This is a genomic window from Mucilaginibacter gotjawali, from assembly GCF_002355435.1.
Taxonomy (GTDB): domain Bacteria; phylum Bacteroidota; class Bacteroidia; order Sphingobacteriales; family Sphingobacteriaceae; genus Mucilaginibacter; species Mucilaginibacter gotjawali.
Map to the genome: position 1 here is coordinate 1,547,799 of NZ_AP017313.1, position 14,567 is coordinate 1,562,365.

The 14,567-nt window shown below is 43.6% G+C and carries 10 protein-coding genes; all 10 read left to right on the forward strand.

Annotation, left to right across the window (positions count from 1 at the left end):
* The first annotated feature begins 51 nt into the window (after positions 1 to 51).
* A complete protein-coding gene (gene trhO, locus MgSA37_RS07190; protein ID WP_096350802.1) occupies positions 52 to 1,020 on the forward strand; it encodes an oxygen-dependent tRNA uridine(34) hydroxylase TrhO in 969 nt (322 codons plus the stop codon).
* Entirely contained in the window at positions 1,013 to 1,618 is a 606-nt protein-coding gene (locus tag MgSA37_RS07195) for a hypothetical protein (protein WP_096350803.1), read from the forward strand. Before trhO ends, MgSA37_RS07195 begins: the two co-directional genes overlap by 8 nt.
* 146 nt (positions 1,619 to 1,764) lie before the next feature.
* A complete protein-coding gene (locus MgSA37_RS07200; protein ID WP_232010799.1) occupies positions 1,765 to 4,614 on the forward strand; it encodes a triple tyrosine motif-containing protein in 2,850 nt (949 codons plus the stop codon).
* Positions 4,615 to 4,642: 28 nt separating this feature from the next.
* Positions 4,643 to 4,852: a DUF2683 family protein gene (locus tag MgSA37_RS07205; protein ID WP_096350807.1), complete on the forward strand. Its 210-nt coding sequence runs from the start codon at positions 4,643 to 4,645 to the stop codon at positions 4,850 to 4,852.
* 93 nt (positions 4,853 to 4,945) lie between these two features.
* Positions 4,946 to 5,149, forward strand: a complete 204-nt coding sequence (locus MgSA37_RS07210; RefSeq protein WP_221199410.1) for a type II toxin-antitoxin system YoeB family toxin — start codon at positions 4,946 to 4,948, stop codon at positions 5,147 to 5,149.
* Between the two features lie 400 nt (positions 5,150 to 5,549).
* Positions 5,550 to 8,585: a SusC/RagA family TonB-linked outer membrane protein gene (locus MgSA37_RS07215; RefSeq protein WP_096350812.1), complete on the forward strand. Its 3,036-nt coding sequence runs from the start codon at positions 5,550 to 5,552 to the stop codon at positions 8,583 to 8,585.
* A 19-nt stretch (positions 8,586 to 8,604) separates the two neighbouring features.
* Positions 8,605 to 10,077: a RagB/SusD family nutrient uptake outer membrane protein gene (locus MgSA37_RS07220; RefSeq protein ID WP_232010801.1), complete on the forward strand. Its 1,473-nt coding sequence runs from the start codon at positions 8,605 to 8,607 to the stop codon at positions 10,075 to 10,077.
* Between the two features lie 20 nt (positions 10,078 to 10,097).
* Complete coding sequence (locus MgSA37_RS07225) at positions 10,098 to 10,961, forward strand: LamG domain-containing protein (protein WP_232010802.1); 864 nt, start codon at positions 10,098 to 10,100, stop codon at positions 10,959 to 10,961.
* Positions 10,962 to 11,080: 119 nt separating this feature from the next.
* A complete protein-coding gene (locus MgSA37_RS07230; protein WP_096357322.1) occupies positions 11,081 to 12,748 on the forward strand; it encodes a glucoamylase family protein in 1,668 nt (555 codons plus the stop codon).
* 57 nt (positions 12,749 to 12,805) lie between these two features.
* Entirely contained in the window at positions 12,806 to 14,155 is a 1,350-nt protein-coding gene (locus MgSA37_RS07235; RefSeq protein WP_096350817.1) for a glucoamylase family protein, read from the forward strand.
* Positions 14,156 to 14,567: the final 412 nt, after the last annotated feature.

The following is a 14,567-nucleotide window of genomic DNA, read 5'->3' on the forward strand; positions in this document are numbered from 1 at the left end:
CACTATATTTGCGCCTCATTTAACACTGTTTGAAGCAGTATCAATGATTTTATGGCAAAGTATAATACACTACTGTACTATTGTTACTCAACAATAGCAGATGCGGAGCAGTATGCGACCGATCATTTAAAATTCTGTAAAAATTTAGGTTTAACCGGCCGCATTATCGTTGCCGAAGAAGGTTTGAACGGTACTGTTTCAGGTTCTGCTGAATCCTGCAAAACTTACATGGATACGCTGCATGCCGACCCGCGCTTTGCAGGTATTGATTTTAAGGTTGATGAAGTGGAGGAGCCTTCGTTCATCAAAATGCATGTGCGTTATAAATCGGAGATCGTTCACTCCGGCCTCCGCGATCCTAATATCATCAATCCCCAATTACAAACAGGCAAACACCTTGATCCGAAAGATTTTTTGGCGATGAAAGATGATGAAGATGTGGTGATCCTGGATGTGCGCTCCAATTACGAGCACAATTTAGGCCGGTTTAAAAATGCCATTACGCTTGATATTGACAATTTCAGGGATTTTCCGGAAAAAATAAATGAACTGGCCCAATACAAGGACAAAAAAATATTAACCTATTGCACCGGCGGCATCAAATGCGAAAAAGCTTCGGCATTGCTGTTGCACGAAGGTTTTAAAGATGTTTACCAGTTGCATGGCGGCATCATCAAATATGGTAAGGAAGCCGGCGGCGAGGATTTTGAGGGGAAGTGCTATGTTTTTGATAACCGGCTTTCGGTGGATGTGAACCACGTTAACCCGGTAGTGATATCCACCTGTTTTAATTGCGGCAAAATCACCCATAAAATGATCAACTGCGCTAACCCCGAGTGCAACGAACACTTTACCCAATGCGATGAATGCGGCGACAAAATGGAAGGCTGCTGCAGCGATGCCTGCAAGGCACACCCGCGCAAAAGGGAATATGACGGTACAGGGTATTATGTAAAGGTGCCGCAGCCGGTAAATGTTGATAAAAAAAGGAAAATTGTTACTCAGATGCTTAATGAGTAGTTTGGCCCAAAAACTTATTATGAGAACGCTATTAGCCGCCGCTTTCTGTTTTCTATTGGGAGGTAGCCTGTTTGCGCAAACAAGCGACCAAAAGCTAAAGCAACTATTATCCTATTCAACCAAAACGCAAATTGACTCAGCCCAATTTTTTGCGGCTCTTAAAATTTTCGAGGAGTGCGAGGCAAATCATGAACTTGACATTTCAATGAGGGGCGAAAGTGACGATAATACATTCCATGATTCTGTGTTAAAAATATTTGGAATTATTTGCCTAAAAAGTGATGGCACTTATGCGGTAGATCAATACATTAAATTTGTCAGGCGTAATCTGGGGTCGGCAAACGAAGAGATTTCTTACGTATTTGAAAGAATCTTTGAAAAGTATCCCGGTTATACGCTCAAGAAAATCTCCGTAGATAAAGCATTGCTCGACAGTGTTGAATGGGGCTTTGTCAATAATCATTACCACGATTTAGCCTCAAAAAATTGCAAGGCCGTACTATTTAAAGCAGTCCCATCAATAAAAGCACTTTACCCGCTTTACAAAAAGCAAATCGACTACATATTAGCCAGCGCTAAGAGCGATATAAAAGAGTAATTTATTTCTTGCGTTTCAAAACCATCTTAATTATTACTTTTAACAACGTATTTTCGCAGAGATGCAATAATTTGCATCGCATTTTTGTTTTTCAGCCAATGTTTAACCGCTCCGTCTTACTTTTGATTTTTTTATCGTGTTGCCTTGTGCAGGCCAACGCAGCCGACATCAAAAACATTGGCGTTCCTTACGTGCAAAATTATACTAAGGCACAATACCAGAGCGGTAATCAAAACTGGTCGGTAACGCGGGATGAGCATGGTATCATGTATTTCGGCAATGCCGAAGGTTTACTGGCATTTGATGGTAAATACTGGCAGCTTTACCGTATGCCCAACGGGCTTATTGTCCGCTCGGCTGCTGCAGACGGAAAGGGGAAAGTTTATGTTGGTGGTTTTGGCGAATTTGGCTTTTGGGAAAATAATAAACAGGGCTTTTTAAAATACCATTCGCTAATTAGCCTTGCTCAGAAGTCGAATATCCCAAACGAAGAGATCTGGAAAATTTATGTAGATGGAGATAAGGTGATATTTCAGTCGTTTGGTTCTATTTACATTTATTCAAAAGGGAAAATCACGATTGTAAGGGCCCACAAACCTTTTCTGTTTCTGTTTAAGATCGGCAGCCGTTATTTTGTTGAACAGGTTGATGCCGGCCTTTTCGAACTTCAAAACAACCAGTTGGTATACGTAAACGGGAGCAATGTGCTGGGTAATACCGGGATCCTTACTATTCTGCCTTTTCGTGGTAATAAATATCTCATCGGCACGGCAAAAAATGGGTTGTTTGTTTATGACGGTAATAAAATTACTTCGTGGAACAACCAGGCGAATGATTTCCTGAAGACCTACCAGTTAAATAACGGCGCGGTTATCCCCGGCAAATATTTTGCGTTCGGCACGATATTGAACGGAATTGTAATTATTGACACCGCAGGCAACGTGGTGCAGCATGTCAATAAATCCAGCGGGTTGCAAAACAATACTGTTTTAAGTTTATATACCGATAACGAGCAGAACCTTTGGGCCGGTTTGGATAATGGTATCGACCGTATCGAAGTAAATTCACCCCTGTATTTTTATTTTGATAAAACCGGTCGTTTCGGAACAGTGTACTCCAGCATTATTTTTAACAATAAAATATACCTGGGTACAAACCAGGGGCTGTTTTATAGCGACTGGCTCCCCGGCGGGAATAATCAACTGCTGCAATCTTTTGATTTTAAATTGATCCCCGGTTCCCAGGGCCAGGTTTGGGACCTCTCACTGCAGGATGGTCGCCTGCTTTGCGGCCATAATGATGGCACCTACCAGGTAAATGGCGGCAGTATCTCCAAAATATCAGCGGTGAACGGTGGCTGGACCATCAAAAAGTTAAATGATCACTTGCTGATCCAGGGTACTTATACCGGGTTGGCTATTTACAAAAAGGACAATAGCGGCAACTGGGTATTTGATCACAGGGTAGAGGGATTTATCGAACCGTCAAGGTACGTTGAAACAGATAGTAAAGGGCAGATATGGGTAGGCCATGCCTATAAGGGGATCTATAAAATTGTACTCAGTAACGACCTGAAAAAAGTTGTTTCCCAGAAATATTACGACAGGCGCTCAGGCCTCCCCGATAGTTACAATGTAAATGTATTTAACCTGGATAACCAGATCGTGTTTTCGTCAGATTCGGGCTTTTGCAGGTATGATGACATCAGCGACAAGTTTTATAAATACCAGCAGCTCAATAAAATGCTGGGTACTTTTGCGTCTTCTAACAAAATAATTTCGGCAATAGGTAAAAAATATTGGTTTATTAACCATGGCCGTGTAGCGCTGGCCGATTTATCCATCCCGGGGAAACTCACCATCGATTCAAACCGCTTCAGCTCCTTAAACGGGCAAATGGTGCAGCATTACGAAAACATCAACCTTATCAATAACTCCATTTACCTTATTAGTATTGACGATGGCTTTGTTATTTTAAATGACGATGATGCATTACTGGCTGATAAAATAAAACTGCCCCTGGTATTGATCAGGAAAGTTGAAAATATAACCGATAAAATTTCGGTGATCAGCGAAAATACAAATACCAACAGTCCTGCCGACATTGAGATCCCTTTTGCTCAGAATAATATCCGCATATCCTACGCATTACCCTATTATCGCCAGGCTAAAATTAAATACCAATATTTTCTGGATGGTTATTCGAGGCAATGGAGCGATTGGACAACGCAAAGTCAGAAAGAATTTACCAACCTTGGTCACGGCGTTTACAAATTCAGTGTTCGCGCTAAAATAAACGACGAGAATGTTTCGCCGGAAACCGTTTACACCTTTACTATATTGCCGCCCTGGTACGAAACAAATATTGCCATGTTTATTTACGTGCTTTTATTGATCGTCGCGTTTTATGTATTCCGGTATTATTATCATTTAAATTTAAAAAAACACCAGGACGAGATCCACGAAAAACTTCACCGCGAAAAGGAAGAGTTTGTAAAGCAGGAAGCTATTGCTAATGAGCAGCAGATCGTAAAGATCAAAAATGAAAAATTACAGGCCGACCTGGCCAGCAAAAGCAGGGAGCTGGCAAATTCTGCGATGAACCTGGTGTATAAAAATGAGCTTTTGCAAAAAATAAGCGAGGAAATGGCTCATTTAAAAGATAGTTCGGGCAAACCCTTATCCGAAGAACAGTTAAAGCGCATACAGAAAGTAATTAACGAGGGGATGAATGATGAGCGCGACTGGAACGTGTTTGAAAGCAGCTTTAACGAAGCCCACGAAAATTTCTTTAAGAAACTTAAATCCGACCATCCTGACCTTGTGCCTAACGACCTTAAACTTTGTGCTTATCTACGTATGAATATGAGCAGTAAAGAAATGGCTTCCCTGTTAAATATTTCATTGCGCGGGGTTGAAATCAGGCGTTACAGGTTGCGTAAAAAGCTAAACCTGGAGCATGATAAAAACCTCACGGAGTTTTTGATAGAGTTATAATGATAAATTTATTGGTTAAATTTGTTTTATGGAAACAGTGATTATGCACCCGAAAAATAAGGAGCAATTGTCAGCTTTAAAGGCTGTTGCTAAGGCTTTGAAAGTTGACTTCGAGACAGAGAAAAGTCCGTATAATCCAGCGTTTGTTGCCAGGATTAAAGAAAGCTATGAACAGGCAAAACGAGGAGATGTAGTTGCTATCGAAGATCCTAAAAATATATGGCCAAGTATTCTGTAGTTGTTCAAAAAAAACGCCTAAAAGCACTTGCAAACTTATTACTAGTCTGGGGATAAGGCATCAATTAAAAGAATAAATCAAATATTTGAAGAATTGTCAGAACATCCGGAAATAGGTATTGGGCAACCCGAGCAGTTGAAATTTGATTTGGCTGGATTTTGGTCAAGGCATATTAATAGGAAAGATAGACTGGTTTATAGAATTGAAAATAATATTGTAACCGTCACCGTAGTTTCTGCCAAAGGACACTACAGCGATAAAAGAATTCACCAGCAGGTATTCCTCCTAATACGGTAGTCGCCGCCTATAGTATTTTGTATTCTCCTCCCTCGGATTTTTCCTGCGCAATTCTTAAAATGACCAGTTACAGGTTGCGTAAAAAGCTAAACCGGGAGCATGATAAAAACCTCACCGAGTTTCTCATCGGGCTTTAACGCTACATCATTACCTCTCATAGGTAGTCCGGCGTGTAGTATAACCGTATATGGCGGTGTAGTACATACGTTAGTTAATATTTTGCAATAAATAATTGATATTCAATATATTAAAAATATATAAACTTTGGTTTGAGAAAGTGTTTTTTTAATGATGTAATAATGTAGAGGAACATTATTTGTTAAAATTGTATTATCTCCCCAACTTCGGACTATTAAAAAACCAATTTAATAAACAACTTCTTAAATTTTAATTAACCACTATGAAGAGAATTTTTACGATCTCAGGGTTGGTGTTATTTTGTTTCTTATTTATTAATGCTGCATTTGCACAGAACACTACCATTAAAGGTACCGTTTCTGATGCCACTACAGGCGAAAGCCTGATTGGTGTAAGCGTTATTGTTAAAGGAACAACAAACGGCACACAAACCGACGTTAGCGGAGCGTTCACCATTACGGCTCCCTTAAACGCAACATTAACAGTTTCTTATCTCGGATATACAAGCCAGGATATTGCCCTGAAGGGGCAAACAACCATCGCCATTAAACTATTGCCTGCTTCAAGGCTGCTTGAACAAGTTGTAGTGATTGGTTACGGTACACAACGTAAAGTTGACAATACCGGTTCGGTAGTGTCGGTAAAAGGTGCGGATATTGCCAAGGAAGCCTCGCAAAACGCGCTTTCATCTTTACAGGGTAAAGTTGCCGGTGTAAATATCATCAACAGCGGCTCGCCGGGTGCTTCGCCACAGGTTACTATTCGTGGTTTAGGCACCATCGGTGGCAGTTCAAGCCCGCTATATGTGGTTGACGGTAACTGGTATGATGATATCAGCTTCCTTAATACTGCCGATATCGATAATGTTTCGGTATTAAAGGATGCATCAAGCACCGCTATTTATGGTATCCGCGGCGCCAATGGCGTTTTGGTTATTACTACCAAGCGCGGCGCCAAAGGTAAACCGGTTATCAGCTATACAGGTTATGCCGGTTGGCAAAAAGCTACCAACCTGGTAAAAATGGCCAATGGTACCGAATACGCTACCGCCATAAATGAACTCTATCAATATAATGGCATTACGCCGCCGCTGTTTTCCAATCCGGCAAGTTTTGGAACCGGCACCAACTGGTACGACCAGATCCTACGCAATGCCTTTGTTACCAATCATGAACTTTCAATAGGCGGAGGTTCGCAAAGCAACGTTTACAATGTATCGTTTGGTTACCTTGACCAGGACGGCCTGGTGAAAACGAACAAATACCAGCGCTACACCTTTCACGTTTCGGATGACTGGACCATTGTGAAACCATTGAAAATTGGGTTTACGCTAAGTGGCCTTTCAAGCGAGTCCAATGATATCAACGGTGGTATATTTCATGAGTTATTTGGCGCCGCACCTACTTTGCCGGTATATTATGCTGACGGCAAGTACGGCGACCCGGGTGATTACCACACAGGCGATGGTAACAATTACAATCCACAAGCTACTATCGACTTTTTTAATCAGAAATCGAGGAACAAGCGTGTAACCGGTAACGTATACGCCGAGCTGTCTATTTTAAAAGATCTGAAATTTAAGACCAGCTATGGCGTGGATATTGCCCAGGCAGAAGTAAGAAGCTATAGCCCGGTTTACTATGCAACTGTGGCCCAGCAAAGCACTTCGAGCAGCCTGGATGTACAACATACCGAAACGCGCAACTGGATCTGGGAAAATACCCTCACCTATAACAAAACCATCGGCAACCATAAAATCACCGGCCTGGTGGGTATGACAGCACAGGATTATACCACCTATTATGCACACGGATACGCCAAGAATGTACCTTATGTGGCTAATGGCAGCCTGACCGGATCATTCCCTGATACAGCTAAAAACGTATTGCAAACAGTGGTGCCATCACAGCAGCCACATATCCGCGACCTTTCCTATTTCGCGCGTGTTAACTACTCGTTTAACGACCGTTACCTGTTGAATGCTTCGATACGCCAGGATGGCTCTTCGCCGTACTATGGCACAAACGGCGCGAATGTGTTCGGCTATTTTCCATCGGTAGGCGGTGGCTGGGTGATCAGCAACGAAGAATTTATGAAAGACCAGCATATTTTTGACGATTTAAAACTAAGAGGCAGCTGGGGTAAAGTTGGTAACAGGAATGTACCTATCAACCTTTCAAACCTGGTGGTCACCAGCGATCCGTCGTACCTGACAGCGGTTTTCGGCAATCCGCAGGCGCCTGCTTTAGGGGCCAGCATCAATACGGTTGTACCGCCAATTACTGTTTGGGAAAATGCACAATCAACCGACGTCGGTCTCGAAGCATCGTTTCTTCATAACAGGTTATCATTTGAAGCCGACTACTATAACAGGACCACCGATAACGCAATTTTCGCTATCCCTATCCCGTCATCTGTTGGTACCTCAGGCAGTAACATTGAAGGCAACCAGGCTAAGATCCAGAACCGCGGAGCGGAATTTGTGTTGAGCTGGAAAGATCAGCCTTCAAAAAGTTTTTCTTATAGCGTTAGCGCAAATCTTGGCATCAATACAAACAAAGTGCTGAGTGTACAGTCGGGTAAAAATCCTATTTATTCAGGCGGCAATGGTATTGCCAATGGGGCCCTGGCAACCCGTACCGTGGTTGGCGAGCCTATCGGCGAATTCTATGGCTACAAAGTGGCAGGCATATTTCAGCAAGACCAAACCTCAGGCGCGCAGCCAACAGCGAAGGCCGGTGATTTTCAATATGCTGATGTAAACCATGACGGCGTGATAGATACCCGCGACCGCGTAGTTTTAGGCAATCCGAATCCGAAATACAGCTATGGCATCAATTCAAGTTTTACCTACAAGCAATTTGACTTTGAACTTGATATGCAGGGTGTTGCTGATGTGAGTATTTATAATGCAAATATTGCTTACCGTTATGGTAATGAGAACTTTACCCAGGATTTTTATGATCATCGCTGGCACGGAGCCGGTACTTCCAATACTTATCCTTCAGTAAACGTAGGCTCGAATGCCAATGCGGCCCCAAATTCATTTTATGTTGAAAGCGGTGCGTATTTCAGGGTGCGTAATGCACAATTGGGCTATACCTTCCCGGCTGCCGGCCTGAAAGCATTGGGGATACAAAAACTAAGAGTATTTGCCAACGCGCAAAACGCCTTGAATATATTTGGCTATAAAGGATTTAATCCTGAAGTTGGCGGCGATGTGTTGGGCCGTGGAATAGACGCCAACGTTTACCCGCTTTATGCTACCTATAACTTTGGCGTTAACTTAACATTTTAACATATAAATGATGACAAATATGAAAAAGTATTTAAAAGGCGCCGCGGGTATTATTTTACTCCTTGCCCTTATATCAGTTCAAAGCTGTAAAAAAAGCTTTTTGGATGTAACCGCCAAAGGAACGGTTGCTTCAACCCAATTTTGGCAATCGCAGGCTGATGCTACTTCCGCCGTGGATGCGATGTACGCTAACCTGCATACATGGAACAACATTGCTTTCGCCCCTATTGCTGTTGAAAGCATGGGGTCGGACGATGCTGAAAAGGGCAGCAGCCCCACGGATGCATCGTTTATGAACGATTTCCATTTTTTCACTGCCAATTCAGGCGAGGGTCAGATAGCCGATTTTTGGGCCGGTGAGTACCAAACCATCAATTTCGCCAACCAGATACTGGACAATGTACCGGGCATTAATATGGATGCCTCTTTAAAGGCAAGATATCTGGCAGAAGCTAAAGTTATCAGGGCCTATGCGTATTTCAGGCTGGTTAGGGCATTCGGCGACGTACCTTTGCGTTTGCATGTGCCTAAAACCGCAAGTGAATTTAATATTCCGCGTACTGCAAAGGCGCAGGTTTGGGCAGCGATTGAAGCTGACCTGACAGATGCTGCATCTGTATTGCCTCAGTCATACGGTGCCGCAGATATCGGCCACGTAACAAAAGGCGCTGCGTTGGCACTCCATGCAAAAGCGGCTTTATACCAGAAAAAATGGGCCGATGTAGTTACCTTAACAAATGCAGTTACTGCGCTGGGTTATACATTGTTTCCGAACTATGAACAAATGTTCAGGACCAACAACAAAAACAATTCTGAATCAATTTTCGAGATCCAGTGTATGCTGATCCCCAATAATCCCGGTGCGTCAAATTCACAATACTCACAGGTACAAGGCGTGCGCGGTTCAACTGGTGGCGGCTGGGGCTTTAATGTGCCAAGCGCCGATTTAGCGGCTGCTTATGAAACCGGCGACCCACGTCGTGATGCAACCATCATCTTCAGGGGCGAAACAACACCAGAAGGCGATGTGATCCCGGCATCAGGTGATAACCCGATGTATAACCAAAAATCATACGTGCCGTTCAGCCTGTATGTGTCTGGCTTTAACGAAGGTTGTCAGCAGGATAAGATCGTTTTGCGTTATGCAGATGTGCTGTTAATGAATGCAGAAGCAAATAACGAACTGGGTAACGCCGGGCCGGCCTTAATTTCTTTGGAAATGGTTAGGGCACGCGCAAGGGCTGGTAACGCTGCTATTTTGCCAAAAATTACGACAACAGACCAGGGTGCATTGCGCACCGCAATTTACAACGAGCGCCGTGTTGAGCTGGCTATGGAATTTGACCGTTATTTTGACGTGATCCGCCAGGGCCGTGGAACAGCTGTTTTCGGTTCACGCGGATGGAAAGCCGGTAAAAATGAAGTTTGGCCGATCCCTCAAAATGAAATTGATCTGAGCGCGGGTACTTTAACCCAAAATGCTGGTTATTAATTTATTTAATAAAGAAAGAAATGATGAAATCAATTAAAAAAACACTTATGGCGGGCCTGGCTGGCTTTGCTATAATTTTAACCATATCGGCGTGCCAGAAAAGCTTCGATCCAAAGACGTATGCGCCCACAAAACCGCTGCCTACGTTTGGAGGCTACAGCAGTTCCAAGGATATCGAAGCCAGCAGTTTAGTAGCTTACTGGCCGTTCAACGGCAGCCTGGCAGACAGTTTATCAGCTACTACAGGGGTTGCAACAGGAACAAGTTTTGGTACAGGTGTTATCGGCAAAGGATTACAAGGTGCTGATAACGGTTATGTAGTATCAAATACTCCTGCTGCCGTAAAAGCTTTACATAGCTTTACCATTAGTTTATGGGTTAAAATGCCTCAAAACACCAGCGCGCTCGGGCTTATAAGTATCGCCCATAGTCAGAATTTTTGGGGTAACCTTGATATATTCTTTGATAACGGCGGCACTGCAACAACAGGGGTATTAAAAGTACATGCGTTTAATAACAGTACAAGTACTTCTGGTTCAGATGCATGGGAAGGTGGCTATACAGTTGCCAATCCATGGAATACCTGGGTAAATATCGAAGTAACTTACGATGACAGTTCATCTACGGTTATTGTTTATTACAACGGAGCCCAGGCGGGTACAAATACAGCTACAGGATTTGCACCGCTTAACTGGTCAGCTGCTGACAAAATAGCTTTCGGGACTTTACAGTTCCAAACTACGCCGTCTCTTACATCGGCTACCGGTGCACAGGGATGGGCCGGTTATTTAACAGGAGTATTAGACCAGGTAAGGGTATACAATAAAGTCTTATCGTCGTCAGAAGCATCTGCTTTATACAACCTGGAAAAATTAGGAAGATAATATTTGATTGATTGAGTTTGGTTACAAGGTTGTTTGTCCGTCCGTCTGCCTCCACAGGCAGGCGGCGGATCAGGCAGCCTTTTTTGTGAATGATGTACAATTTGTTTAATTTAAAAGTGATGGGGATAAAAAACTTAAAGATCTGTTTAATTGCAGCAATATTTTTTGTTTTGTGGGGATGCAGTAAAAGTAAACAGCCAACGCCTGTTACGCCTGTTCCGGCGTCACTCAGCTTTAGCGCATTAAAGGTTAATGGCGCCTACAACGGCTTTAACTACCAGGGGGTAAACAATACGCCGGTAATAAAAGTGTCGTTCTCTGCGCCGCTCAGCCATGCGTCGGTCGCCGGCGCCATTTCATTTAACAATAAAGCAGGCTCAGGGGTAACCTTTAGTACCTCTTATCTAAATAACGACAGTACCGTTGTCATCACACCAACGGCATTGCAATCAATTACGCAGTACACTCTAAACATCTCAACCGCTTTAAAATCTGCCGCCGGTGGTGCCTTGCAATCGGCAATAGCCATCAATTTAACAACAGCAGTTGATACCACCAATAAATTCCCGTTGTTAACTGATAACCAGTTACTGGATTTGGTACAAAAACAAACACTAAAGTATTTCTATGATTTTGGCCACCCGGTAAGCGGCCTCGCCCGCGAACGCAATACTTCCGGCGACATTGTCACAACGGGAGGATCAGGCTTTGGCATTATGGCCCTGGTTGCAGGCGCTAACCGCCAGTTTATTACCCATGCACAGGCTTTGGCAAGGTTGCAAACCATTGTAGCCTTTTTATTAAAAGCACAAACATTTCATGGCGCATTTCCGCATTGGATGAATGGCGCCACAGGCGCAGTGGTGCCTTTCAGTACCCAGGATGATGGCGCCGACCTGGTAGAAACCGCCTATTTAATGGAAGGACTGCTAACCGCCCGTCAATATTTTAATGGCGCCGCCGCAGCCGAAACACAGCTGCGTACAGACATAAACACGCTTTATAATAATGTTGACTGGAACTGGTTTACCAACGGAGGTCAGAATGTCCTTTTCTGGCATTGGAGCCCCAATTATGGCTGGTCTTCCAATATGCAGATCAATGGATGGGACGAGGCCCTTATTACTTACGTTATGGCAGCTTCCTCAACCACTCATCCCATAACGAAAGGGGTTTATGATAATGGTTGGGCAGGCAATGGCAGCATGAAAAATGGTAACACCTATTTCAATACCGTTTTACCTTTGGGCCCTGCAGAAGGTGGTCCATTGTTCTTCGCACACTATTCGTTTTTGGGTATAAACCCTAATGGATTATCAGACACCTATGCCAGTTACGATGTGCAGAATAAAGCGCATGCCACCATAAACTATAACTATTGTGTTGCTAATCCGGCCGGTCATTACGGCTATGGCGCCAATTGCTGGGGTTTAACAGCAAGTGATATTGAAAGCGGTTATACGGCGAGTTCACCAACAAATGATGTGGGCACCATCGCGCCAACTGCTGCCATCGCTTCATTACCTTATACGCCGGCGCAATCCATGCAGGCTTTAAGGTATTTTTATTACAAACTGGGCGATAAAACATGGGGACCCTACGGTTTTTATGACGCGTTCGACCTGGATAATACCTGGTTTGCCAGTTCAGACCTGGCGATTGACGAAGGGCCAATTATTGACATGATTGAGAATTACCGGAGCGGTTTGCTCTGGAATTTATTTATGAGCTGCCCCGAAGTAAAAACCGGCATGAAAACCCTGGGCTTTCAAAGCCCTAATTTATAACGAACAGCCAACCCGGCCAGATTTTGCGGCGGCTGAATTAAACATACGAACAAGCTAATGAAAAAACTGATACTACTATCCCTTGTAATCACACTCACCTATAGCTGCCAGGCCCAAAACGCCGCAAAAACGGAAGCAATAGAAGGTATAAAACCCGTGGGAGTAATAAAAAATTTGACCGACAGTGCGCTGCTTGACGTAGTGCAGCGCCAAACATTCCGTTACTTTTGGGATTTTGGCCACCCGGTAAGCGGCCTTGCGCGCGAACGGAATAATGTTGCCTATGATTACGGCAACGAAGTAGTAACCATTGGTGGCTCCGGCTTTGGGGTGATGAGCTTAATAGTCGCCGATCACAGGAAATGGATCACCCACCAGCAGGCGGTTGACAGGTTACTGAAAATGGTGAATTTTTTATACCGGGCTGATGCCTACCACGGCGTATTTCCGCATTGGTTAAATGGTGAAACCGGGAAGGTCATTCCGTTTGGACGTAAGGATGACGGCGCCGACCTGGTAGAAACCTCCTATCTTTTCCAGGGATTGTTATGTGCAAGGCAATATTTTAATGGGGATAACCAAAAGGAACGCGAGATAAGGGACCGGATAAATGCCATGTGGGGTGATGTTGAGTGGAGCTGGTTTACCAGGGACGGCAGGGATAACCTGTACTGGCATTGGTCGCCTAACAATGGCTGGGCCATGAATTTTGCGATCCGTGGTTTTAACGAATGCCTGATCACCTATATTTTGGCCGAATCAGCCGACAGGTATCCTGTTGGCGCGAACGTATATCATGGCGGCTGGGCGCAGAGTAACTTTTTTACCAATGGTAAAACCTTTTACGGCCATAAATTACCATTGGGCTTTGATTACGGCGGCCCGCTGTTCTTTTCACAATATTCATTCCTTGGACTTGATCCGAAAGGCTTAAAAGATGAGTATGCCGACTATTGGGAGCAAAATACCAATCATACCCTGATCAACCACGATTATTGCGTTGATAACCCTAAAAAATACAAAGGCTATGGCGAAAATTGCTGGGGCCTGACCGCCAGCGATAATTTTGAAGGATATAATGCACACTCCCCAACCAACGACCTGGGGGTTATCACGCCAACGGCTGCATTGTCAGCATTTCCGTATACGCCTGAGTATTCGATGAAAGCCCTGCGCCATTTTTATTATGACCTGGGTGATAAGATCTGGGGTGACTATGGTTTTGTTGACGCTTTCAGCGAATCGCGTAACTGGTATGCAAAATCGTACCTGGCTATTGACCAGGGCCCGATTGTAGTGATGATAGAAAACTACCGCAGCGGTTTGCTTTGGAAACTATTTATGAGCTGCCCGGAAGTACAGCACGGCCTTAAAAAACTTGATTTTGAAAGCCCGATGATCAAGTAAAAACAATGCTGGTTTATATTAGTATGCATCACGTCACTAATAAATCGGCGTTCAGGCTTTGTCTCAACAACCTAAAAATGCCGGGGCTGGTGCAGTAAAAAAGTGTAAACCCCATTTTAATGCGAAACTGTATAAGTGGCTTATTATAAGATATTTACAAAATATTAATTTGTAAATGTGTAAACCTTTTGTAAACCCTTTTTTGTGCTTTTTGCGTCAATAAACTTGTAGATTGACGATTGGTCAATTTAAGGTTGACACCACACTGGTTTAAGTTGTTTGAACTTTGGCGAATGGTAAACGCGCCTGGTCGTTTTTTTGAAGGCTTCCTGTTATCTTTGAATGAATTTATAAACCGCGGTCATTTTGAATAAAAATCCAATAATATCAATTGATCGATACAGAAATTTGA

Bases quoted from the DNA above. Each gene is read 5' to 3' on its own strand.
- trhO (WP_096350802.1), top strand. From the start codon at position 52: ATGGCAAAGTATAATACACTACTGTACTATTGTTACTCAACAATAGCA.
- MgSA37_RS07195 (WP_096350803.1), top strand. From the start codon at position 1,013: ATGAGTAGTTTGGCCCAAAAACTTATTATGAGAACGCTATTAGCCGCC.
- MgSA37_RS07205 (WP_096350807.1), top strand. From the start codon at position 4,643: ATGGAAACAGTGATTATGCACCCGAAAAATAAGGAGCAATTGTCAGCT.
- MgSA37_RS07215 (WP_096350812.1), top strand. From the start codon at position 5,550: ATGAAGAGAATTTTTACGATCTCAGGGTTGGTGTTATTTTGTTTCTTA.
- MgSA37_RS07220 (WP_232010801.1), top strand. From the start codon at position 8,605: ATGAAAAAGTATTTAAAAGGCGCCGCGGGTATTATTTTACTCCTTGCC.
- MgSA37_RS07225 (WP_232010802.1), top strand. From the start codon at position 10,098: ATGATGAAATCAATTAAAAAAACACTTATGGCGGGCCTGGCTGGCTTT.
- MgSA37_RS07230 (WP_096357322.1), top strand. From the start codon at position 11,081: ATGGGGATAAAAAACTTAAAGATCTGTTTAATTGCAGCAATATTTTTT.
- MgSA37_RS07235 (WP_096350817.1), top strand. From the start codon at position 12,806: ATGAAAAAACTGATACTACTATCCCTTGTAATCACACTCACCTATAGC.